Origin of the sequence: Massilia oculi (assembly GCF_003143515.1) — a bacterium.
GTDB lineage: Bacteria > Pseudomonadota > Gammaproteobacteria > Burkholderiales > Burkholderiaceae_D > Telluria > Telluria oculi.
The window spans coordinates 5,179,322-5,203,422 of the sequence record NZ_CP029343.1 but is presented as its reverse complement, the minus strand read 5'-3'; the positions used below and the strand labels follow the sequence as shown (position 1 = coordinate 5,203,422).

Here is a 24,101-nt window from a genome sequence, read left to right as displayed (position 1 = left end):
CCCGACCCGCCGCCACTACCCGATACGAGGCTTGCCATGGATTCCGGCCCATCCGCCCCCACCAGGATCGCCTTCCTCGACTTCGAGCTGCTGCTCGCCCAGCGCCTGCTGCTGCGGGCCGGCTGTCCACTGCCGATCGGCGCGCGCGCCTACGATCTGCTGGTGCTGCTGGCGTCCCAACCCGGCGACATATTGAGCAACCGCGCGCTGATGGCCGGGGTGTGGCCGCACAGGGTGGTGGTGGAGGCGAACCTGCGGGTGCAGATCGCGGCCCTGCGCAAGCTGCTGGGCGACGCCGGCAGCGCGATCGTGAACGTGGCCGGACGCGGCTACGCCTTCACCGCCGTCCCCGCGTCGGATGCCCAGGCCCCAGCCACCGCCACCGCTTCCTGCAGCGCCTCGATGGTCGCCGGCTTGGTCAGGTGCACGTCGAAGCCGGCCGCCAGCGCGCGCGCGACGTCGGCCTGCTGGCCGTACCCGGTCAGCGCCACCAGCCGCAGCGCGGCGCCGGCAGCGCCCGCAGCCGGTACTCCCGCAGCCGATACTCCCGCATCCTCGCGCAAGGCCGCGGCCAGCGCGTAGCCGTCCATGTCGGGCAGGCCGATGTCGAGGATCGCCACCTCGGGCGGTTCGACCAGGGCCAGCGCGCGCGCCTGGGCCGCGCTGTGGGCGACTTGCACCGCATGGCCCAGGTGGCGCAGCAGCAGGGCGCTGGCCGCGGCCGCATCCTCGTTGTCGTCGACCAGCAGGATGCGGCGCCCCTGCGCCGCCGGCGCCAGCGCGTCCGGCTCGCGCGCCACGCCGGGCGCGCCGAGCGGCAGGATCACCTCGAAGCGGCTGCCGGCGCCCGGGCCGGCGCTGTAGGCCGCGACCCGGCCGCCATGCAGCTGGGCGATCTCGCGCACGATCGCCAGGCCGAGCCCGAGGCCGCCGGTGCGCCGCGCCAGCGGCTGCGGCGCCTGGTAGAACGGCTCGAACACGCGCGCCAGCAGTTCCGGCGCCATGCCGGCGCCGTTGTCGCTCACGCCCAGCACCGCCTCGCCGGCGACGACCGCCAGGCTGACGCGCGTGTCGCTGCTGCCGAAGCGGGCCGCGTTCGACAGCAGATTGCCCAGCACCTGCACCAGGCGGGTCTCGTCACCGATGACCCAGACCTCCGGCGGCGCCTCCAGGGCGATGGGCTCGCCCGGCAGGGCCGCCACCGCGTGACGCGCCAGTTCGGCCAGGTTCAGCGGGCGGGTCTCGATCGCCAGCTTGCCGGAAGCGATGCGCGAGACGTCCAGCAGGTCGTCGACCAGTCGCCGCAGATGGGTCACCTGGCGCCGCATGACGGCGCGCTCGCGCTGGCTGCCTGGCTCCTTGCGCAAGTCCATCAGGTCGAGCGAGGTCAGGATCGGGCTGAGCGGATTGCGCAGCTCGTGGCCCAGCATGGCCAGGAAAGCGTCCTTGGCCTGGCCGGCCTGGCGCGCCTGGGCCAGCGCTTCCTCGAGCGACGCCAGCAGGCGCGAACGCTCCTCTTCCTGGGCGGCGCGGCGGCTGGCCGCGGCCTCCAGCGCCTGGCCCATCTCGCGGATTTCCTTGATCCGCGACGGCGCCACCCTCACCGTGCGCGCGCTGCCCAGGGCGGTGGCCCCGGCCTGCACGCTGTCGATGCGGCGCACGATGCGCCCGGAGAGCCACGAGGCCAGCCCGATGCAGGCGCTCAACACCACCCAGGCGCCGAGCACGTAGACCGCGAAGCGCTGGAAGAAGCCCACCCCGAAACCGGCGCTGGGGGCGCCCACCGCCACCACCCAGCCGTAGCGCGGCGAGGTGGTGTAGGCGCTGACCACGTCGTCGCCTTCGAGCGTGCTGGTGGCACCCACGCCTTCCGGCCCCCCGCCCTTCATCAGCGCCGTGAGCGAGGCGCTGGGCGCGCCGACCACGGTGTGCTCCTGGTCGCGCGAGCGCGCCACCAGCGCGCCGCTGCCATCCATCACGGCGATCACGGAATCGGCGGGAATCCTCTGGCGCGCGATCACGTCCAGGAAGCGGTCCGGCTGGACCACGGCGCTCAAGACCCAGGGCTGGCCGTCGGGCCCGGTGACCGGGACCCGCACCGGCACCGCCGGGCGCCCGCCCTGTCCGCGCGCGACGCGGCCGGCCACCGGGCGACGCTGCTCCATCGCCTGGCGCAGGCTGCCCGGATCGGCGATGCGGGCCGGCGGCGCCCCGTACTGGGCCATGGTGCGAAACAGGGGCTGCCCGTCGGCGCCGCTGAGCACCACCCCCAGCCAGTCGGCGCGCGACATGCGGCGCGCGGTCTCGTGGAAGGCGCGCAGGTCGCCGCTCGCGAGCTGGGGACTCTTGGCAATGCCGCTCAGGGCCGCCACGGTGGCGTCCAGCTCGGCGTCGACCGCGCTCGACAGCGCGCGCGCATGGCCGACCATCATCCTTTCCTGCTCCTGCTCCAGGTACAGGCCGGCGCCGTGGATGGTCCAGACGCCCAGCAGGACCAGCGGCAACAGGCCGATCGCGGTGAGCAGGATCAGCAGGTGTCGAAGGGACAGGACGGGTCCGGCAACGGCGCGCATGGGAATTCCAGAAGGGAAACATCCATTATAGGATGAGCCGGCGACATCGTTGCGGTTTTTGCGGGATCGACGATGAGGATCAGCGCGGAATCGACAGCGCCAGCGTTTCCTTCAGCTCTTCCATCACCACATAGCTCTTCGACTGGCCGGCGTCGGCCACATGCAGGATCTCGCCCAGCAGGCGCCGGTATTCGGACATCTCGGGGATGCGCGCCTTGATCAGGTAGTCGAAGTCCCCCGACACCAGGTGGCATTCCATCACTTCGGGAATGGCCAGCATCGCGCGCCGGAAGCGTTCGAAGGCCTTGTCGGATTTCTGGTGCAGGTTGATCTCGACGAATACCAGGATCTGCATGCCCAGCGCCTGCGGATTGATGCGCGCGTAGTAGCCCTGGATGACGCCGTCGCGCTCCATGCGCTTGACCCGCTCGATGCAGGGCGTCAGCGACAGCCCGACCTGCTCGGCCAGGTCCTTCATCACGATCCGCGCATCCTGCTGCAGGATGGACAGGATGTGCAGGTCGATCCGGTCCAGGATGCGGTTCGAGGCTTTTTGTACGCGCATGGCTCCAATCCAGAATATTTTCTGAAAAATTACGTATTAACAGAAACAATTATCCCCTACCCGCGCTACGATGGCAACCTTTTCTGGATTCAGCTTTCGAGGAGCGTATGCGAGTCATCGTATTGGGCAGCGGCGTGGTCGGCGTTACCACCGCGTATTACCTGGCGCAGGCCGGCCACGAGGTCACGGTCATCGACCGCCAGCCCGGTCCGGCCCTCGAGACCAGTTTCGCCAATGCCGGCCAGATCTCGCCCGGCTATGCCTCGCCCTGGGCCGCGCCCGGCATTCCGCTGAAGGCCGCCAAATGGCTGTTCCAGCGCCACGCGCCGCTGGCGATCCGTCCCGACGGTTCGCTGTTCCAGCTGCAGTGGATGTGGGAGATGTACCGCAACTGCGACCCGGCCCGCTACGCCGTCAACAAGGAGCGCATGGTGCGCCTGGCCGAATACAGCCGCGACTGCATGCGCGCGCTGCGGCGCGACACCGGCATCGCCTACGAAGGCCGCCAGCAGGGCACGGTGCAGCTGTTCCGCACCCGCCAGCAGTTCGACGGCGCGGCCAAGGACATCGAGGTGCTGCGCGACGCCGGCGTGGCCTATGAAGTGCTGGAGGGCGCGCAGCTGGCCACGGCCGAACCGGCGCTGGCCAACGTGGCCGACAAGCTGGTCGGCGGCCTGCGCCTGCCGAACGACGAAACCGGCGACTGCCAGCTGTTCACCACCCGCCTCACCGCCATGGCGCGCGACCTGGGCGTGCGCTTCGAGTTCGATACCGCGATCCGCCATCTGAATGTAGCAGGCGGCGAGATCGTCTCTGTCGAAACCGACAAGGGCGCATTCGCTGCGGACCGCTTCGTGCTGGCCCTGGGCAGCTACTCGCGCCTGCTGCTGCAGCGCTGGTTCCCGCTGCCGGTCTATCCGATGAAAGGTTATTCGCTGACGGTGCCGATCACGGACGCCGCCCGCGCGCCGGTGTCGACCATCCTCGACGAAACCTACAAGATCGCCGTGACCCGCTTCGACGACCGCATCCGCGTCGGCGGCATGGCCGAGCTCTCCGGCTACAACCTCGACCTCAATCCACGCCGCCGTGAAACCCTGGAGCTGGTCGTCAACGACCTGTTCCCGGGCGCGGGCGACACCGCCCAGGCCAGCTTCTGGACCGGACTGCGCCCGATGACGCCGGACAGCACCCCGGTGGTCGGCGCGACGCTGCTCCGCAACCTGTTCCTGAACACCGGCCACGGCACGCTGGGCTGGACCATGGCGGCCGGCTCGGCCAGCGTCATCGCCGACCTGGTGGGCGGCAAGGCGCCGTCGATCCGCGCCGACGACCTGGCTGTGTTCCGCTACGCGGGCAGCAGCGGCGGCGCCGCCAGCGGCAAGCTGGCGCAGGCTTGACGCCATGAGCGACCAGGCCAGCTGCGCCCGCGCCGGGTCCATCCTCACGATCGACCTGGACGCGGTGCGCGCCAATTACCGACTGCTGCGCGAGCGCGGCCAGGCCGGTACCGCGCAGGCCGCCTGCGCGGCCGTATTGAAGGCGGATGCCTACGGGCTCGGCATGGGCCAGGTCGCGCAAGCGCTGGTGCGCGAAGGTTGCCGCAGCTTCTTCGTGGCCCACCTCGACGAAGGCATCCGCCTGCGCCGGCTCGTGCCCGAGGATTGCACGATCCATGTGATGCACGGCGCCATGCCGGGCGCGGCGCGCGACTGCCTGGCGCACGACCTGGTGCCGGTGCTGAACGATCCCGGCCAGCTCGCCGAGTGGCGCGCGCTGGCGCGCGACCTTGGCCGCGCGTTGCCGGCCGCGCTGCAGGTCGACACCGGCATGTCGCGCATGGGCATGGCCCCGCCTGACCTCGACCGGCTGCGCCAGGATCCCGACTGGCTGAAGGGCATCGACCTGCGCCTGGTGATGAGCCACCTGGCCTGCGCCGACGAGCCGGCGCACCCGCTCAACGAGCACCAGCGCCAGCGCTTCGAGGAAGTGCGCGCGCTGTTCCCCGGCGTGCCTGCCAGCCTGGCCAATTCCTCGGGCGTGTTCCTGGGCGGCGCCTGGCACTTCGACCTGCTGCGCCCGGGCTGCGCGCTGTACGGCATCAATCCCCAGCCGGGGCACGCCAATCCGCTGGCGCAGGCGGTGTCGCTGGCGGCGCGCGTGGTGCAGCTGCGCACCGTGGCCGCCGGCGACATCGTCGGCTATGGCGCGCGCTATGTCGCGCCGGGCGAGCGCCGCATCGCCACCATCGCCATCGGCTATGCCGACGGCTGGCTGCGCGCCCTCACCGGCCGTTCGCAAGCCTTCGTCGACGGCATGGCCGTGCCCTTCGCCGGCACGGTGTCGATGGACAGCATCACGCTCGACGTCACCGGCATCGCCGAATCGCGGATCGCGCCGGGCCAGGCGGTCGACCTCCTGTGCCCGCAGCAGACGGTGGACGACGTCGCGGCCCAGGCCGGCACCATCGGCTACGAGGTGCTGACGCGCCTGGGGCCGCGATTCCACCGCCGCTACGTGGGCGGCTAGAACAGCTCCATGTTCGGCGATGGCGGCGGCGCGGCGCGCTTCGGCGCCAGCGGCGCCGGCCACGCTTTCATGCGCTCGGCCGGATAACGCCGCAGGAAGCTGCGCGCGACGTCCGTGTCGCGGCAGGCCAGCCAGTCCCCCACTTCCTCCTGCGCCAGCAGCACCAGCGAGCGCTTCTCGTCGCCCGGCTTGTGCATGCGCCGCATCAGCGGATGGTCGTCGGCATTGATGGTGATCTGGGTGAAGGCGGTCGACATGGCGCCGTCGGCCTCTTGCCACTCGCGCCACAGTCCCGCCACCCAGAACATCGCGTCATCGGCCATGCCGATCGCGGTGCGCTCGGCGCGCCCGTTCTCGTAGCACGGCTCGTAGAACCGCAGCATCGGTACCGCGCACAGCTGCAGGCGGCGCCAGGCCGGCGCGAACGAACGCCGCTCGAGCAGCGATTCGGCGCGCGCATTCATGGTGTCGAAGGGCTTGACCTCGGGCGGGATGTGGCGCCGCGGCACCATGCCATAGCTGGCCACGCAGGCATCCAGCGGCAAGCCGGGCGCCGCGCGCAGGATCGGCGCCGCGTAATCCTTCCAGGTTTCCTCGGGCCAGTGCCAGTCGCGCGGCAGGATGCTGAAGGCGCCAATGCGGCCGTTGAACTGCTCGGGTGTCGGAGGACTATAATTAACGCACATGAGAGATATCTGAAAGATGTTGCCGAATAATAAAGGTGGCGGCGTACGTGGCGTCCCCATGGTAACTGAAGTGTAAAATGCATCGTTCACTTTTTAGCATTCGCGCCGATGCCGCCAGCCAGCCCTCCCTTCCTGCCGCCAATGACGAGACGTCGCGACTGATTCTTGCCTTCCCCTGGGATACCACGAGCCTGGGCCCCATCGAAGACTGGCCGACCGTGCTCAAGACCACGGTGGCCCTGATCATGGCCACCCCGGCGCCGATCGTCACCCTGTGGGCGAGGATGGCTACATGATCTACAACGACGCCTACCGGGTGTTCGCCGGCGGGCGCCATCCGGTGCTGCTCGGCTCGAAGGTGCGCGAAGGCTGGCCCGAGGTGGCCGACTTCAACGACAACGTGATGAAGGTGGGCCTGGCGGGCGGCACCCTCAGCTATCAGGACCAGGAACTGACCCTGCACCGCAGCGGCCAGCCCGAGCCGGTCTGGATGAACCTCGATTACTCGCCGATCCGCGACCAGGACGGCGCCATCGCCGGCGTGATGGCGGTAGTAGTGGAAACCTCGGCCAAGGTCAAGGCCGAGCGCCACGTGCGCGCCGAGCGCGAACGGCTGAACACGATGTTCGAGCAGGCGCCCGGCTTCATCTGCCTGCTCGAGGGCAGCGAGCACCGCTACGCCCTGGCCAACGACGCCTACCGCGCGCTGACCGGCCACCGTCCCCTGCTCGGCATGCCGGTGGCGCACGCGGTGCCGGAACTGGCCGAGCGCGGCATCGTCGAGGTGCTCGACCGCTGCTTCGCCGACGGCACGACCTTCCGCGCCGAGGGCGTGGAAATCACGCTGCGCAATCCAGGCCTGGACGCGCCGGTACGCACCTTCATCGACTTCGTGCTGCAACCGCTGAAGGACGCCAACGGCGCCGTGTTCGCCACTTTCGTCGAGGGCAACGACGTCACCGAGCGCGCGGTCGCCGAGCGCGCGCTGCGCGCCAGCGAGGCGCGCTTGCGCACCTTCGCCCAGGCCATGCCCAACCATGTCTGGGCCGCGCGCGAGGACGGCAGCGTCGAATGGATCAACGACCGCGTGCACGAATATGCCAGCGCCGGCGCCGCGCCCCTGGCCATGCTGGGCCATGGCTGGGGCCCGCTGGTGCATCCGGACGACGTGGCCCGCTTCCGCGCGCTGTGGGACGCCAGCGTGGCCTCCAGCGCCCCGCTCGACGCCGAGATCCGGCTGCGCCGCCACGACGGCGAATACCGCTGGCACCTGGTGCGCGCGCGGCGTTCGCCGGGCGAGGCCGGCGACGGCGCCCTGTGGATCGGCAGCAGCATCGACATCGAGGAACAGAAGCGCGCCAGCGAGGCGCTGGCCGCCGTCAACGCCACGCTCGAGGAACGGGTCGGGCGCCGCACGGCCGAGCGTGACCGCATGTGGCGGCTGTCGAAGGACATCATGCTGGTGGCCGACCTGCAGGGAGTCTTGTCCGCCGTAAACCCGGCCTTCACGACCATCCTTGGCTGGCTTGAATCCGAGGTGCTCGCCACGCCGCTGCTCGACCTGGTGCACCCGGACGACCGCGAACCCACCACGCGCCAGATCGAGGCGCTGCGCCTGGGCGGCCAGGTGTACCGCTTCGAGAACCGCTATCGGCGCAAGAACGGCAGCTGGTGCAACCTGTCCTGGACCGCCTCGCCCGACGACCAGTACATCCACGCGGTCGGCCGCGACATCAGCACCGACCTGGCCCAGATGGAAGCCATGCGGCGCACCGAGGCCGCGCTGCAGCAGGCGCAGAAGATGGAAACCATCGGCAAGCTGACCGGTGGCGTCGCGCACGACTTCAATAATCTGCTGCAAGTCATCGGCGGCAACCTGCAACTGATCGCGCGCCGCGCCGACGGCCTGCCCGAGATCAGGAAGCGCGTCCAGAACGCCATGAGCGGCGTCGAGCGCGGCGCCAAGCTGGCCAGCTCGCTGCTGTCGTTCGCGCGCCGCCAGCCGCTCGAGCCGAAGGCGGTCAAGATCGGTCGCCTGCTGGGCAGCATGGAAGACATGATGCGGCGCGCCCTGGGCGAGGAGATCGATGTCGAGATGGTGATCTCGGGCGGCCTGTGGACCACCGAGGTCGATCCGGCCCAGCTCGAGAACGCGATCCTGAACCTGGCGATCAATGCGCGCGACGCCATGGACGGCGCCGGCAGGCTGACCCTCGAAGTCGCCAACGCCGCGCTGGACGCCGGCTACTGCGCCGCCCACCCCGAGGTCGCTCCCGGCCAGTACGTGCTGCTGGCCGTCAGCGACACCGGCAGCGGCATGCCGCAGGAAGTCATCGACCAGGCCTTCGAGCCCTTCTTCTCGACCAAGCCCGAGGGCAAGGGCACGGGCCTCGGCCTGTCGATGGTGTACGGCCTGGTCAAGCAATCCGGCGGCCACGTCAAGATCTACAGCGAGGTCGGCGAAGGCACCACGGTCAAGATCTACCTACCGCGCTCGCTGCAGGCCGAGGACCACGCCGCCGAGCATTTGGCCCAGCCGGCGACCGGCGGCCACGAGACCGTGCTGGTGGTCGAGGACGACGAGCAGGTGCGCCTGACCGTGGTCGACATGCTGGCCGACCTGGGCTACCGGGTGCTGCGCGCCAACGACGCCGCCTCGGCCCTGACCGTGATTGACAGCGGCATCCACGTCGACCTGCTGTTCACCGACGTCGTCATGCCGGGCCCCTTACGCAGCCCGGAGCTGGCCAGGAAGACGCGCGCGCGCCTGCCGAACGTCGCGGTGCTGTTCACCTCGGGCTATACCGAGAACGCGATCGTGCACGGCGGCCGCCTCGATCCGGGCGTCGAACTGCTCGGCAAGCCGTATACACGCGACGCGCTGGCGCGCAAGATCCGCCATGTGCTGGCGAACCAGCAGCAGAAGAACGCGGCCCTGCAGCCATCGCCCGGCGCCGCCGCGCCGGCCGGCTCGAAGGCACGCGTGCTGCTGGTGGAAGACGAGGACGACATCCGCGAGAACGCCGCGGAACTGATGCGCATCATGGGGTATGAGGTGCTGGAGGCGGCCAGCGCCGAAACGGCGTTGGCGCTGCTGGATCAGCGGCCGGACATCGTGCTGACCGACCTGCAGTTGCCGGGCATGGGTGGCGCGGAGCTGGCGCGCGCGATCAGGGAAAGATCGCCGCGCACGCGCATCGCGTTCGTGAGCGGCGCCAGCCACGCATCGGGCGAGGCCGGTGCCGATTCGGCGCTGGCGCTGCTGCCGAAGCCCTACGATGCGCAGCAGTTACAGGCGCTGCTGGAGAGACTGACGTAGGGTCGCCAGGAAGCGCTCCTTGTCCAGCAAGGTAAGCACACGCTCCTGCCCATCCATGCGCCCGTCCTCGCCCGGCACCTCGAGCACTTCGGCGGCGTCGCGCCGCATGTCCTCGGGTCCGTTCACGCGCAGCAGCTGCGGCGAAGGACGGCGCTGGCTGTCGGGCAGCGACAGGATGGTGTCCACGCGGTCGACCACCAGGCCGAAACGCTCGCCCTCGTGCTCCAGCACCAGGATGCGGCAACCGGAGCGGTCCTCGAGCGGCGCCATGCCGTACAGGGTGCGCAGGTCGATCACGCACACCATCTGCTGGCGCACCTGCATCATGCCGAGCACGCAGTCCGGCATGCCGGGCGGACGGGTGACGGGACCGTCGAAATCGACGATCTCGCGCACCTGGCCGATGTCGGCCGCCCAGCCGGTGTCGAGCGAGAACGCCAGGTAGACGCGACGCGCGCCCACTTTCTTCTCGGCCGCGCGCGCCGCGCCGGCTTCGGCCGCGTACAGGCGGCGGTGGCCAGCGCAGATCTCGGCCACCTCGGCATCCGAGAACAGCGCCTCATGCGCCAGGAACAGGCTGTCGCCCAGCTCCGCATTGGGCAGGCAGCCGCGGTACATGGCGCCGCGCGCCGTGCCCAGCATCGGGATCGGCAGGATGTCGCTGTCGAAGTAGGGCCGGATGTCGTCCACCGCGTCGACCAGAAGGCCCAGCTGCTCGTCGCCGATGCGCACCACCAGCACCCGCGCATCGTCCGGATCGCAGGCAGAAGGCGCGCACTGCAGCAGCGCGCCGAAGTCGACCACGCCGACCGGCGCGCCGCGCAGGTTGAGCCAGCCCTTGCACAGGCGGCCCAGCATCACCGACGGCTGCAGCGGCGGCAAGCGCATGATTTCCTGGATCGCCTCCATCGCCAGCGCGAAGCGCAGAGCGCCCACGGTGAACGAGATGCACTTGCGGCCCTGGGCCTGGCGCAGGAAGCGCATGCGCCAGGCTTCGCGCGCGACGCTGGCGTGGGCCCGCACCTGGGGCACGTTATCGATGCGCACCAGATGCGCGGCATCGAGCATCTGGACGATGCGCGCGCCGTCTTCCAGCGTGATCGCGCCCGCGACCACGCCCGGTTGCTGGCCCTCGCTCCAGCGCAGCCCGGCACGCTGTTCGGGGCGCACGCGCAGCACTTCGCCGGTGGCGTCGAACACCAGGCCGACCTGGATGTCGTCGACGTCGACGATCGCGATCCGTTGCCCGCTCGAGGCGGCGGGCGCCGCCGGATCGAAGATGCGGCCCAGGTTCAGGAGCGGGATGGCGGCGCCGCGCAGGGTGAAGATGCCTTCCAGGCAGGCCGGCGACAGCGGAATCGGGGTGATCCGCTCAGGCATGCCCACCACTTCGCGCACATGGTCGGCCGGCAGCGCGAATTCCTGGCCGGCCAGGAAGAAGGTGCCCACCACTTCCATGCCGGCCGCCTCGCGCAGCACGCGCGCGGCGGCGGCCTGCTGCGCATCGATCGCGGCCACCGCGGCGCGCGCGTCGGCGTGCATGTCGTCCAGCGCGTTCATGCCGCCACCATCTGCTCGCGCTGCGCGGATTGGATGCGCACCACGCTGAAAGTCTGGCGGTCGCAGTCGATCGACAGGCGCCGTCCCTGCGAGCCGCCGACGTCCTGGAACGCCACCTGCAGGCCGCGCAGCGAAATCTGCGAGCGCGCCGCCGCGATGTTGCGGGCGCCCACCGCGCCGTCGTGGGTGCGCAGGTTCAGCATGCGCGCGCCGCCGGCGATCACCACGTCCACCTCGTCGTACTGCTCGCGCCGCACGCCCATCGCCGCCAGCAGGCGCGGCACCGCGGCGCTGACGTAGCGCGCCGAGTCTTCGCCCGTCTCGATGCCCTCGGGCAGGAAGCAGTGCGCCAGGCCGCAGCGGCGCTGCTTGCGCCAGATAATGCCGATCCCGACGCAGGAACCGAGCAGCGCGGTGAGGACCTGCTCGCCCTGGCCGATCTGCATCTGGCCAGTCAGGACGTGGGACGTGTGGTTCATGCTGTGCGTGTTCATGGTGTGTTCAATCCCCGATACGGTAGACGTGGGCCTGCTCGAACACGAAGTCCGTGTCCAGCCGGGTGATGGATTCCTGTTCGCCGAGGACCAGGCGCGCCTCGCGCCGCATCGATGCGCGGGCGCCGGCCAGCACCCGCTGCTGGGCCTGTGCGTCGAAGTAGATCAGCACGTTGCGCAGCATGACCAGGTCGAAGCCGGCCACACGCGGGGGCCGCTGCAGCAGGTTGTGTTCGCCGAACTCGACGTACTGCGACACCTCGCCGGCGACGCGGAACGCCTCGCCCACCGGGCGCAGGTATTTGCGGAACAGTTCCGGGTGGTCGCGCTCGAAACGCTCCACGCTGCGCCCGCGGTACATGGCGGCGCGCGCCGTGGCCAGGGCCTCGGTCGAGATGTCGGTGGCCAGGATCTCGAAGCGCAGGCCAGGGAAGTTGCGGCGCGCCTCGAGGCAGGTCATGGCCAGCGAATACGCTTCCTCGCCGGTGGCGGCGGCGGCCGACCAGATGCGCAGCGGCGCATCCTCGGCGCGCGCGGCCCACTCGGGCAGGAACTCGCGTTCCAGCCAGCGCCACACGGCCGGAGTGCGGAAGAAGGCGGTATCGTTGGTGGTCACCGAATTGATGAACGACACGACTTCCTGGCGGTCGTGGTCGAGGCGCGCGATGTAGGCGCCATAGCTGTCGAGCCCCAGCGCACGCAGGCGCGGCTGCAGCCGCCCCTGCAGCAGCACGCGCTTGTGCCGGCCCATGGCGATGCCGGTGTGCCGGCGCACCAGGCCGATGATGGTGTCCAGCTTGTCGTCGCTCAGTTCCATGTCGCTCAGTCCCATATCGCTCTTTTACACCACGAAGCGGGCCACGGTGGCGTTCAGGTGTCCGGCGTGTTCGTTCAGGCCCTCGGTCGAACGCGCGATGCTGTCGCAGGAACCCGCCGATCGCTCGGTTTCCTGGGCGATGTAGAGAATCGCGGCGCTCACTTCCTTGGCCGTCAGCGACTGCTCGCTGGCGCTGTCCGAGATCTCGGCGATCGCCAGCGAGGTCTTGCCCACGCCCGTGGTGATGCGGTCGAAGGCTTCGCTCGCCTGTCGCGAGATCTCGCTGCCCTGGGCCACGCGGCGCACCGATTCATTGATCAGTTTCGAGATTTCCTTGGTCGCCTGCGAAGAGCGTTCAGCGAGCTTCCTGACCTCGTCGGCCACCACCGAGAAGCCCAGGCCGTGCTCGCCGGCGCGCGCCGCCTCGATCGCGGCATTGAAGGCCAGCATATTGGTCTGGCCGGCGATCTCGCCGATCACCTTCACGATCTCGCCGATGTCTTCGGACGACTGGTTGATCATCGCCATCGCCTCGATCGAGCGGGCGATCGCCCTGGCGCCGATCTCGGCCTCGTCGCGGGTGTTCTGGGCCAGGGCATTGGCTTCCTGGGTGCTGCGCGCGATGGTGTTGATCGAGGCGGTCAGGCCGTCGACCGAGGCGTTCATCTGCTCCACCGTGGCGCCCAGCGCCTGGGCGCTGGCGGCGACCGTGTTCGAACGGTCGGCGATCGCGCGCGAAGAGTCGTTGAGCTTGCCGGCGGCGTCGACGGCGTCGCCGATCACGGAGCGCAGGTCGCCGATCATCTTCATGACGCCGCGCGCCAGCTGGTCGAGCGGCTCGTCGCCGCTGGTGTCGATCGAGCCGGTCAGGTCGCCGCGCGAGGCGCGCGCAACCTGCTCGAGCAGTGTGTCGACCTTCTGGCGTTCGGATTCGGCGCGCGCGACGGCGGCGTGCTCCAGCATCACCTGCTCGGTGATGTCGGTGGCGAACTTGACCACCTTCACCGGCTTGCCGTCGGCGTCGAAGATCGGGTTGTAGGTGGCCTGGATCCACACCGTCTTGCCGTTGTTGCCATGGCGCTTGTAGCGGCCGGCGTCGAATTCGCCGCGGTTGAGCTTGCCCCAGAAGCGACGATAGGCCGCGCTGGCGGCATATTCGTCGTCGCAGAACACACGGTGGTGCTCGCCGCGCACGTCTTCCAGCGCGTAGTCGAGCAGGTCGAGGAAATTGGCGTTGGCGTCCAGCAGGATGCCGTTCATGTCGAATTCGACCACGGCCTGGGCCTTGCCGATCGCCGCCACCAGACCCGAGGTCTCGGCGGCGCGGAGTTTTTCCAGCGTGATGTCGGTGGCGAACTTGATGATCTTGCACACGCGGCCGCTGGCGTCCTTGACCGGATTGTAGGAGGCATTGATCCAGAACTCTCGCCCGCCCTTGGCAATGCGCTTGTACTCGGCGCGGTCGGTCTTTCCGGCGGCCAGGTCTTGCCAGAAGCGCAAGTAGGCCGGCGAGTCGATCAGGTCGCGCTGGCAGAACATCGAATGATGCCGGCCCGTCAACTCGTCGTCGGTGTAGCCGGTCACGGCCAGGAAGTTGTCATTGGCGCGCAGGATATTGCCATTTATATCGAATTCGATGATGGCCTGGGCGCCGTCGAGCGCCGAATAGATCGCGCGCAGGTCCTGAAGGGCGTCGGGTGATTCCAGGTAGATGGTTTCCATATATCCACAGGTTAAAGGTGAGGGCGACGCGGAGCGCGGCGCCACAGGAGGCATGGAAACCATCATGCGCCAAAAAATGCCCACAGTAAATTCAGCAAAGTCAGAAGATTGAAAAACAGAACATATGTCGTTGTTGCTGAGCAACACTGATGCCAACCGGTCCATCATCCATGCGGAGTTGCTACGAGGTATCCACTATCCATCTCCCAGTTCGTTTCCTAAAAACATCAAAATCTGCAAATACGAAATATTTTTCTTGAGCAAATCGGTAAATCCGATAGAATTCGGCTCATCGACCAAACCAGTAAAACCGAAACCATGATGACTTCTCCAATCCACCGTCTGATTCAAAGGAATTCCATGACCATCCGTATCCTGAATATCCTGCTGTTCTGGACCATCGTGCTGGCAGGCACCAAAGTATTCGCGGCCGATACCCAGGCCGTCGACGTGCGTCTGCAGGCCTTCCAGGTCGTTGCCCAGGACAAGGGCGGCGAGAAACTGGTGCCGGCACTCGAAGCCGAAATCGGCGACACCATCGAATACCAGATCACCTACCAGAACCAGGGCAAGGCCGTGGCCCAGGCGGTGGCCGCGACCCTGCCAGTTCCCGAAGGCGCGATGAGCTACCTGGCTGGCAGCGCGGCGCCGAAGGCGGTCCAGGCCAGCCTCGACGGGAGGAACTTCGCCCCCCTGCCCCTGACCCGTGAAGTCATGCGCAAGGGCCTGCGCGTCGTCGAGCGGGTGCCTGCCTCCGAATACCGCTTCCTGCGCTGGAACCTGGGCGATCTCGCGCCCGGCCAGGCAGTCACCGTCAGCTCACGCATGAAAGTGATCTCGATCGGCAGCGCCCCCAAATTGGCAAGCAAATAAGGGAGGAAAGCCCTGACGCCCGAATTCCGTTCATATAGTTGTTTTTTTGATAATTTTATTTCGTTTTTACCCGGTTCAATCGCAGTACAAACCCGATTCATTTCCCGTCTGACAAGAAGGAAGAAGCCATGAAAACCCGTCTCACGCTCGTCGCCGCAGCCTCGCTGCTGGCCGTCGCCAACGCCAGCGCAGCCCCGACCGCCGCCGGCACCCTGATCACCAACCAGGCCAGCGCCACTTATACCGACTCGACCGGCACCAAGACCGTCCAGTCGAACGTGGTCACCACCACCGTCCAGCAAGTGGCGAGCCTGAACATCAACAACGGCACCGCCAAGAGCGGCGCGGCCGGGACCCAGGTGGTGTTCGCCCACAGCGTGACCAACACCGGCAACGGTCCGGATACCTTCGCGCTCAGCCAGACCAACAGCGGCGCCCTGGCCCTGACCGGCGTGGTGTTCTATCTGGACGCCGACGGCAACGGCGCGGCCGACAACGCCACCCCGATCACCTCGACCGGCCAGCTGGCCCCGGGCGCCACCTACAGCTTCGTGGCCGTCGCCACCCTGGCGGCAGGGGCGACCACCGGCACCACCAACACCATGCAAGTGAAGGCTACCAGCGGCTTCAACGGCAGCGTCAGCGCCACCAGCACCGACACCACCACCGTCGGCGCCGGCGCCCTCATGGACATCACCGCCAACGCCTTCGGCCCGACTGCGCCGGGCAACGGCCAGGGTCCGGAAGCGGCCGCCATCGAGACCAAGCTCACCACCGCCGGCACCATGACCTCGTTCGTCATCTACCTGAACAACACCGGCGGCAGCCCCGACACCTTCGCGCTGGCAGCCAGCACCGATGTCAACTTCGGCGGCGCCCCGCTGCCGGCCGGCTGGACCGTCGTGTTCAAGGACGCCAACGGCCAGGTGATCACCAACGCCACCGTCGCCGCCGGCGCCAACGTCAAGGTCACCGCGGAAGTCACCCCGGCCGCGGGCGCGACCCCGGGCACCACCGACATCTGGTTCCGCGCGCAGTCGACCACCAACGGCGCCATCTCGGACCGCATCCACGAAGCCGTGACCGTCGTCGCCGGCGACTCGCTGCTGGAACTGGTCAAGACCCAGGCCCTGGACGCCGACTGCAACGGCACCCCGGAAGGCGTGTTCACCAAGGACCCGATCACCGCCGCGCCGGGCGCGTGCATCCGCTACCAGATCGTCGCCACCAACAAGGGCCTGACCACGATCAACGCCGTGGTCATCACCGACAACGTGCCGGCCAACACCACGTACCACACCGGCGCCGCCGCCCAGACCGTGCTCGGCTCGATCCTGGCGCCGCTCAACGCGGGCGTCGTCACCACCGTGTCTGCCACCGGCTTCAACCTGAACCCGAACGAGTCGAACACGCTGAATTTCGGCGTCAAGATCAACCCGTAAGCGTTCCTTCATCCAGCAAGCGCGGCGTCTTCGGACGCCGCATCTCGAATTCTCTTTCCGACTCCCGCGCCATGGTCACTCAGCTCCGACACTTCGTCTTCTTCTGCCTGGTCACCACCCTGCTGCTGTGCGGCGACGCGGGAGCCGCCATCGTCAACAAGGCCAGCGCCAGCTTCGCCCAGCCGGGCGGCGGCACCGGCGCCGTCGAATCGAACACGGTGCGCGCGCAGCAGACCGACACCATCACCTATTTCACCTCGGCCGCCTTCTCGACCGTCGCGCGCGCCACCCGCGCCAACGGCCAGCTGTTCGTGCAGATCGCGGCCGCCGGCTGCAACGCCAACCCGGCACGGGCCGAAGACATCCGCGTCACCATTTCCTCGAAAAAGACCGGCGACAGCCAGTCATTCATGGCCAGCGAAACCGCGGCCGACAGCGGCCTGTTCCGCATCACCCCCATGACCATGGACCGTGCGCGGGACGAGGACGGCGACGACAATGACATCGGCGACGGCATGCTCGAGGTCATGCCCGACGACACCCTCACCGCCAGCGTCGCCGGCTGCGGCAACGGCGCGATCTCGACCGACATCCTGGTCGACCCGGTCGGCATCGTCTACGACAGCGTCAGCAACGAGCCGGTTGCCGGCGCCACCGTGACCCTGATCGACGTCACCGGCGAAGGCAACGGCGGCAATCCGGGCGCCCCGGCGATCGTGTTCGACGTCGACGCCGCAACCCGCTTGCCGAGCACCGTCGTCACCGACGGCAACGGCATGTACCACTTCCCGCTGGTCGCCCCGAGCCTGTACCGCCTGAAGGTCACCCCACCCAACAACTATGGCTTCCCATCCAAGACTTCGCCGGGCCAGCTGCCGGGCAACCGCGAGACCAACCTGTACGGCTCGTTCGGCGGCGAGTTCACCGTCAGCGCCGCCCTCGGCGTGGTCACCATCGACGTCCCGCTCGACCCGATCCCGGGCACGCTGTACCTGCAAAAGAACGCCTCGCGCGCCGTGGCCGAAGTCGGGGAAGTGCTGGACTACACCGTGCGCGTGTTCAATACCGCCGACGAGGCCTTGAGCGGCGTTACCGTCATCGACGACCTGCCGGCCGGTTTCAGCTACGTGCAGGGCTCGATGCGCCTGGATAACGCGCCGTTCGACGGCAAGTTCGCCAACCGCGGCCCGCAACTGGTGATCAATGTGGGCGACGTGCCGCGCCGCTCGAACCGCTTGCTGCGCTACCGCGTACGCATCGGCGCCGGCGCGCTGCAGGGCGACGGCATCAACCGCGCCCACGCCACCAGCGCCGCGCCCCTGGTCCTGACCAGCACCGTGGCCGCCGCCAAGGTGAAGGTCGAAGCCGGCATCTTCAGCGACAAGGGCCACATCGTGGGCGCCGTGTTTGCCGACTGCAACGCCAACGGCCTGCGCGACCAGGACGAGCCGGGCGTGCCCGACGTGCGCATCTGGCTGGAAGACGGCAACTTCGCGCAGACCGATGCAGAAGGCCGCTACAGCTTCGCCGGCGTCACCCCGCGCACCCACGTGGCCAAGGTCGACGTCACCACCCTGCCGGCGGGCAGCCAGCTGGCCATCCTGTCGAACCGCAACGCGGGCGACGCCGGCAGCCGGTTCGTCGACCTGAAGGACGGCGAGCTGGCGCGCGCCGATTTCGCGCTGGACGCCTGCTCCGACGAGCTGCGCGCCGCGGTCAAGGGCCGCGCCGAGCGCCTGCGCGCCGAACTGCAGGCCGCTTCCGAACTGGCCATGCCGGAAAAAACCGTCACGATCACGAAAATCGAAGACCTCGACCTGGCGACAATGGACAACCAGCTGGCCTTCATCGGCCTGGAAGACGGCGCCGTCCTGCCCTACGGCCAGGCGATGGTGCGCATCAAGGGCGCCGCCGGCAACAGCTTCACCCTCACCGTCAACGGCGTGGAAGTCGACGACAGCCACGTCGGCCAGCAGAGCACCGTCGCCGACCGCCAGCTCGACGTCTACGAATACGTCGGCGTCGCCCTGCGCCCTGGCCGCAACGAGCTGGAAATCTCCCAGAAGGATGCCTTCGGCAACGCCCGCGGCAGCCAGCGCATCGGCGTCGTGGTGCCGGGCAAGCTGGCGCGTCTGCGTATCAAGCCGCAGACCGAGGCGGCACCGGCCGATGGGAAGCAGCCGGTACTGATCGCCGTGAGCCTGGAAGACGCCGACGGCGTGCCCGTCGTCGAGCGCACCCCGGTCACCCTGGACGCGAGCGCCGGCCAGTGGGACACGACCGACCTCGACCCGCGCGAGCCCGGCTACCAGGTGTTCGTCGAAGGCGGCAGCGCCGAATTCTCGCTGCGCGCACCGAAGGAAGCCGGCGAAGCCCGCCTGCTGGCCGCCAGCGGCCTGCTGCAGGCCAGGGGCGCGCTGCGCTTCGTGCCCGACCTGCGTCCGCTGGTCGCGGCGGGTGTCGTCGAAGGCTCCATCAGCCTGAACCGGGTGCGCGGCAACACCGCCAACCCGCTGCGCGATTTCGACGGCTTCGAGGACAAGCTGCGCCACATGGCCGAGCGTCGCAGCGGTAACGCCAGCGGCAACGGCCTGGCCGCCGGCGCCCGCGCCGCCATGTTCGCCAAGGGCCAGGTGGGCGAAGACACCCTCTTGACCATGGCCTACGATTCGGACAAGGAAACCGAGCCCAAGCTGTTCCGCGACATCGATCCGCTGGCCTACTACCCGACCTACGGCGACGACGCGCGCCGCGGCTTCGAAGCCCAGTCGACCAGCCGCCTCTACCTGCGCGCCGACCGCGACCGCTCCTACGTGATGTACGGCGACTACGTGCCGCCAGGCGTGACGCCGGCGCGCAACCTGGGCGCCTACAACCGCAACCTGACGGGCCTGCGCACCCATTCGGAAGTCGGCAACCTGACCTTCGACGCCTTCGCCAGCTACGACACCACGCGCCAGATGGTCGAAGAGATCGCCGCCAACGGCACCTCGGGCCCGTTCCTGACCGGCGGCGGCCTGATGGTCATCAACAGCGAGCGCGTCGAGATCGTCGTGCGCGACCGCAACCAGACCGGCCTGATGCTGTCGCGCCGCCTGCTGGCGCGCTACGCCGACTACGACATCGACCCGCTGACCGGCCGCATCCTGCTGCGCGCCCCGGTGCCGAGCCTGGACCCGGACATGAACCCGATCAGCCTGCGCATCAGCTATGAAGTCGACCAGGGCCACCCGCGCTTCTGGGTCGGCGGTATCGCCGTCCAGTACAAGATCGGCGAGATGGTCGAAGTCGGCGGCAGCGCCGTGGAAGACCGCAACCCGGCCGCCCCGACCCGCCTGGTGAGCGTCAACGCCAGCGTGACCCCGGACGACAAGACGACCGTGATCGTCGAAGCCGCGCAAATGGAAAAGGCCGACCAGAAGGGCCGCGCCGCCCGCCTGGACGCCACCCGCACCGACGGCAAGCTGGAAAGCCGCCTGTTCGCCGGCCGCGCCGACGCCAACTTCGACAACCCATCGTCGTCGCTGCCGAAGGGCCGCACCGAAGGCGGCGCCACCGTGCGCTACCGCGTCACCGAGCGCGCCAGCATCGGCCTGGAAGCCCTGCACACCGCCGACCTGGAAACCGAGGCCGAGCGCAATGGCGTGCAGCTGTTCGGCGGCTACACCTTCGACAACGGCGTGCAGGTCGAACTGGGCGTGCGCCATGCCCGCGAATCGGCCGGCGCGAACGTCGTGCTGGCCCAGCCGGACCTGACCAGCGTGCGCGCCAAGATCGCCACCCAGATCCCGGGCCTGCCGCAGGCCGGCGTGTTCCTGGAAGGCGAGCAGGACATCCGTGACAGCGGCCGCCGCATGGTGGCCCTGGGTGGCGACTACCGCTTCGCCGGCGGCAGCCGCGTCTACGGCCGCCATGAACTGATCAGCAGCCTGGGCTCGACCTATGCGCTGAACCAGGGCCAGCAGCGCAGCGCCACCGTGTTCGGCGTCGACAGCGACTACATGCAGGACGGCCGCGTGTTCACCGAATACCGTGCCGGCGGCACCTCGCCGGCCGGCACTCTGCTCGGCGAGCGCCAGGCCGAGGCGGCCCTCGGCCTGCGCAACCTGTGGACCCTAGGCGAAGGCGTGCGCGCCAACACCAGCGTCGAACGCGTCAAGGTCATTTCGGGCGCCCGCGACAACGAGGCGATCGCCCTGACCGGCGCCATCGAAGTGAGCCGCCATCCGACCTGGACCGGCAACGCGCGCCTCGAACTGCGCCATGGCGAAGACAGCGACGGCCTGCTGTCGACCCTGGGCCTGGCCTACAAGATCGACGAGAGCTGGACCTTCCTGGGCAAGAACACCCTGGCCGCGACCCGCTCGAAGGGCGCCGGCACCACGCTGCGCCTGACCGAGCTGCTGCAGAGCGGCGTCGCTTACCGCGCCCTGGAATCGATCGGCGTGACCGGCCTGGCCAAGTACGAGTACAAGCTGGAACGCGACGACGGCCCGGCCAACCTCAAGCGCGCCGTGCACGCGGTGTCGATGAACGCCAACTGGCAGCTGCGCCGCGACACCGTGGTCAGCGCGCGCTACGCCGCCAAGGTCGCGCTGGACCGCTCGAACGGCCTGTCGACCCGCACGGTGAGCCACCTGGTGGCCGGCCGCGTGACGCACGAGATCAACGAAGACTGGGACGTCGGCGCCACCGCCCAGATGCTGCTCGACCGCGACACCCGCGGCCGCCAGTACGCGGCGGGCCTGGAAGCGGGCTACCAGCTCAGGAAGAACATGTGGGTCTCGGCCGGCTACAACTTCATGGGCTTCGCCGAGCGCGACCTGGCCGGCGCCGACGCCACCGCCAAGGGCGCCTATGTGCGGATGCGCATGAAATTCGACGAAAATACCCTGCAGGGCCTGCTGTCCGGCGATCTGCTCAAGTAACAAGAACGAGGAAAAAGACATGACTTCGCGATTCGTGAGCTTCACCTGGCTGCGTGCCCTGCTGGTGGTCCTGTGCCTGGCCAGCGCACTGCCGGCGCGCGCAGAATGCACCGCCACCGGCGCCTGCATCACCGCCGGCCCGCGCCTGGCCAGCGTCGACACCAACAAGAGCGCCCTGCTCGGTCCCCTGCTGGGCGGCCTGCTCGGCACCGGCGTCTCGCTCAATGCGCACGACTGGAACGCGCTGGCCGGCGGCAACCTGAACCTGCTCAACTTCCTGAAGGTACTGCAGACGCAATTGAACCTGTCCAGCCCTTCGCAGGTGCTGGGCGCGAACATCACGCTGGCCCAGATCGCGAACGCGCTGTCGGTCGAGGCGCAGGCCGAAGCCAAGCCGCAGCTGGCCACCGCCCTGTCCGGCCTGGCCTCGCAGCTGAACGGCGCCGGCGCCACCGTGCGCCTGGGCGACCTGCTCAAGATCACGGCCGATACCGGCTCGCTGGGCGCCAGCACCGTCAACGCGCTCGACATGTTCACCGGCCTGATCCAGCTGTACAACCGCCGCAACGTGCTCACCACGCCGGTCCCGGTCGGCATCTCGGGCGGCGTCCTCGGCGCCGCCGGCATCGTCAACAGCGTGCAGCTGTACGCCCAGGTGATCGAGCCGCCGTCATACGTATGCGGCCCGACCGGCTCAACCTTCTATTCGGCCGCGGTGCGCATCAAGCTCAAGCTCGACCTGGTCACGCTGGCCCCGGTCACCAACACCCTGGTCGGCCTCGGGCTGCTGCAGAGCGCCTCGATCGCGATCGGCAAGCTCGACGTGTATGCCGACGTCGCGCGCGGCCAGGGCAGCCTGGCGGCCGTGGACGCCGCCACCAAGGCCGTCACCCTGCAGGTGGCGCCGGGCGTGGCCGACCTGTACATCGGCAAGATCGACGACAGCGTGTTCTTCAACCGCTCGCGCACGATCCAGGACTCGGACGTCGACTACGGCAACATCGGCAACCTGCAGGCGACGCTCGCGCTGGGCCTGGCCGCGGTCAACGTGCCGCTCGACGTCAAGAGCATCGTGCGCGGCCAGGCGCCGTTCTCGACCAGCGTCACCATGAGCGGCAGCTTCCCGCAGACCCGCACCGTCAGCAGCAGCACGGTATTCGTGACCAATGCCGCCAACAGCCTGGTGACCAACCTGAAGTTCCGCGACATGCCGGGCCTGGGCCTGCTGCAGGGCGTGGTCCAGCCGCTGGTGGTGACCCTGGTGACCAAGACCGTGTCGCCGCTGATTGCCCCGATCCTGTCCGGCGTGGTCGATCCGCTGCTCAAGCTGCTGGGCATCGGCCTGGGCGAAATGGTGGTGACCGTGGAAGGCATCTGCCAGACCTGCGACGATTTCAAGCTGACCAAGGCGGCCGACAGGTCCGCCGCCCTGCCCGGCAACACCATCACCTACACCATCACTTTCGAGAATACCGGCACCACCACGCTCAACAACCTGAAGGTGAGCGACCCGACCCCGGCCTATACGACCTATGTGGACAGCAGTTGCGGCGCGATGCCGGCCGGACTGTCGTGCACGGTGGCGAGCAAGCCCGAAGTCGGCGCTACCGGCAAGGTCGAGTGGGGGTCAGCGGCACCCTGGCGCCCGGGGCGACCGGCAGCGTCACGGTATCGGTCAAGGTGCAATAATTTCAATTGTGCTGCATAACTTTGCCACCGCAAGTTACAATAAGGAAACGGATTATCGCGTTTCACTATCGCAAATTGTGAGAATTTGATAGATTGTTGACTTGCCCGTGCGTATTTGTGCGCATGCCGGTAGCCTGTATGATGCCCGTTTCGCATGCTTGCCCATCCGGCAAGCGTACTCCGCGTGTTTTTGCCGGCCTTGCTTGCAGGGCACTTAACCATATGCACACCTGAATCCATGAAATCGCACAGCAGTTCACCGCCGGCGCAGCCAGATCCCGCTTCCTCCGAAGTCTGTTCGACCAAGGAGGCCGCCAGCCTGCTCGGCGTCTCTCACCGCACGGTGCAACTGTGGGTCGAGGGCGGCGTGCTGCAGGCGTGGAAGACGGCGGGCGGCCACCGCCGCATCCTGCTCTCTTCGGTGCACCGGCTGGTGGCCCAGCGCAACCAGGCGGTGACGGGCGGCGCGGCCGCCAACCAGCCGGCCGCAGCGAGGGAGCCCTCCTCGGCGCGCCGGATCGTGATGGCCGACGACGACGCCGCCCTGCTGCGCCTGTATGAGCTGGAAATCTCCGGCTGGGGCCTGGATGCCGAGCTGATCAAGGCGCGCGACGGTTTCGACGCCCTGATCCGGATCGGCGAGGCCAGGCCCGACCTGTTGATCAGCGACTTGAACATGCCCGGCATGGATGGTTTCCGCATGGTACGCACGCTACGTGCCGATCCGCGTTATGGCAAGATGGCGATCATCGTCATCAGCGGGCTGGACCGGGCAACGATCGCCTCGATGGGATTGCCGTCCGACATACCGGTATTCTCCAAACCGGTGCGTTTTCCCGAACTGCGCGCCAAGGTCGAACAGATCCTCGGCGCAGGCGACCAGGCCATGGAGACTTAGACAGGA

At 68.5% G+C, this 24,101-nt stretch carries 16 protein-coding genes and 1 pseudogene; 10 read left to right on the top strand and 7 right to left on the bottom strand.

What is annotated here, in order from left to right; genetic code table 11:
- Positions 1-36 precede the first annotated feature (36 nt).
- Positions 37-279: pseudogene (locus DIR46_RS27445) on the top strand (winged helix-turn-helix domain-containing protein); the annotation flags it as partial.
- Between the two features lie 50 nt (positions 280-329).
- On the opposite strand, the gene DIR46_RS23390 reads toward DIR46_RS27445, so the two are convergent.
- Together DIR46_RS23390 and DIR46_RS23385 are read right to left on the bottom strand one after the other, a co-directional pair.
- Positions 330-2,573 carry a hybrid sensor histidine kinase/response regulator gene (locus DIR46_RS23390; RefSeq protein WP_109347371.1) on the bottom strand — a complete coding sequence of 748 codons (2,244 nt, stop codon included), beginning with the start codon at positions 2,571-2,573 and terminating at the stop codon, positions 330-332.
- A 79-nt stretch (positions 2,574-2,652) separates the two neighbouring features.
- Positions 2,653-3,138 (bottom strand): Lrp/AsnC ligand binding domain-containing protein, encoded by a 486-nt coding sequence (locus DIR46_RS23385; protein WP_005667188.1) that lies wholly within the window; start codon positions 3,136-3,138, stop codon positions 2,653-2,655.
- A gap of 107 nt (positions 3,139-3,245) precedes the next feature.
- Between DIR46_RS23385 and DIR46_RS23380 the strand changes: the two genes are divergently transcribed.
- Positions 3,246-4,538, top strand: coding sequence for a D-amino acid dehydrogenase (locus DIR46_RS23380; RefSeq protein ID WP_109347370.1), 1,293 nt, complete (start codon positions 3,246-3,248; stop codon positions 4,536-4,538).
- Between the two features lie 4 nt (positions 4,539-4,542).
- A complete protein-coding gene (alr, locus tag DIR46_RS23375; RefSeq protein WP_109347369.1) occupies positions 4,543-5,667 on the top strand; it encodes an alanine racemase in 1,125 nt (374 codons plus the stop codon).
- Here alr and DIR46_RS23370 read toward each other — a convergent pair.
- Entirely contained in the window at positions 5,664-6,353 is a 690-nt protein-coding gene (locus DIR46_RS23370; RefSeq protein ID WP_109347368.1) for an SOS response-associated peptidase family protein, read from the bottom strand. The two genes, alr and DIR46_RS23370, sit on opposite strands and share 4 nt — an antisense overlap.
- Before the next feature lie 77 nt (positions 6,354-6,430).
- On the opposite strand from DIR46_RS23370, the gene DIR46_RS23365 reads away from it, so the two are divergent.
- The gene (locus tag DIR46_RS23365; protein WP_109347367.1) at positions 6,431-6,649 is read left to right on the top strand and encodes a hypothetical protein; all 219 of its coding nucleotides are present in this window, start codon (positions 6,431-6,433) and stop codon (positions 6,647-6,649) included.
- Complete coding sequence (locus tag DIR46_RS23360; protein ID WP_109347366.1) at positions 6,646-9,672, top strand: hybrid sensor histidine kinase/response regulator; 3,027 nt, start codon at positions 6,646-6,648, stop codon at positions 9,670-9,672. Before DIR46_RS23365 ends, DIR46_RS23360 begins: the two co-directional genes overlap by 4 nt.
- Here DIR46_RS23360 and DIR46_RS23355 read toward each other — a convergent pair.
- The 4 genes from DIR46_RS23355 to DIR46_RS23340 are packed head-to-tail and all read right to left on the bottom strand — an operon-like array spanning position 9,643 to position 14,265.
- On the bottom strand, positions 9,643-11,232 hold the full coding sequence (locus tag DIR46_RS23355) for a chemotaxis protein CheW (protein WP_109347365.1): 1,590 nt from the start codon (positions 11,230-11,232) through the stop codon (positions 9,643-9,645). The two genes, DIR46_RS23360 and DIR46_RS23355, sit on opposite strands and share 30 nt — an antisense overlap.
- Positions 11,229-11,726, bottom strand: a complete 498-nt coding sequence (locus DIR46_RS23350) for a chemotaxis protein CheD (protein ID WP_109347364.1) — start codon at positions 11,724-11,726, stop codon at positions 11,229-11,231. The genes DIR46_RS23355 and DIR46_RS23350 overlap by 4 nt, the downstream gene beginning before the upstream one ends.
- Positions 11,727-11,733: 7 nt before the next feature.
- Positions 11,734-12,558 carry a CheR family methyltransferase gene (locus DIR46_RS23345; protein WP_229446379.1) on the bottom strand — a complete coding sequence of 275 codons (825 nt, stop codon included), beginning with the start codon at positions 12,556-12,558 and terminating at the stop codon, positions 11,734-11,736.
- A gap of 9 nt (positions 12,559-12,567) precedes the next feature.
- Positions 12,568-14,265: a methyl-accepting chemotaxis protein gene (locus tag DIR46_RS23340; RefSeq protein ID WP_109347363.1), complete on the bottom strand. Its 1,698-nt coding sequence runs from the start codon at positions 14,263-14,265 to the stop codon at positions 12,568-12,570.
- 360 nt (positions 14,266-14,625) lie between these two features.
- Here DIR46_RS23340 and DIR46_RS23335 point away from each other — a divergent pair, with 360 nt between their 5' ends.
- The 5 genes from DIR46_RS23335 to DIR46_RS23315 all read left to right on the top strand — a co-directional run bounded on the left by DIR46_RS23335 (position 14,626) and on the right by DIR46_RS23315 (position 24,095).
- Positions 14,626-15,138: a DUF11 domain-containing protein gene (locus tag DIR46_RS23335; RefSeq protein ID WP_162819609.1), complete on the top strand. Its 513-nt coding sequence runs from the start codon at positions 14,626-14,628 to the stop codon at positions 15,136-15,138.
- Positions 15,139-15,266: 128 nt separating this feature from the next.
- Positions 15,267-16,580, top strand: coding sequence for a DUF11 domain-containing protein (locus DIR46_RS23330; RefSeq protein WP_109347361.1), 1,314 nt, complete (start codon positions 15,267-15,269; stop codon positions 16,578-16,580).
- 71 nt (positions 16,581-16,651) lie between these two features.
- Positions 16,652-21,508 carry an SdrD B-like domain-containing protein gene (locus DIR46_RS23325; RefSeq protein ID WP_109347360.1) on the top strand — a complete coding sequence of 1,619 codons (4,857 nt, stop codon included), beginning with the start codon at positions 16,652-16,654 and terminating at the stop codon, positions 21,506-21,508.
- A gap of 19 nt (positions 21,509-21,527) precedes the next feature.
- Positions 21,528-23,216 (top strand): CLIPPER-2 domain-containing protein, encoded by a 1,689-nt coding sequence (locus DIR46_RS23320; protein WP_109347359.1) that lies wholly within the window; start codon positions 21,528-21,530, stop codon positions 23,214-23,216.
- Between the two features lie 219 nt (positions 23,217-23,435).
- Positions 23,436-24,095 (top strand): response regulator, encoded by a 660-nt coding sequence (locus DIR46_RS23315; RefSeq protein WP_109347358.1) that lies wholly within the window; start codon positions 23,436-23,438, stop codon positions 24,093-24,095.
- Positions 24,096-24,101 lie beyond the last annotated feature (6 nt).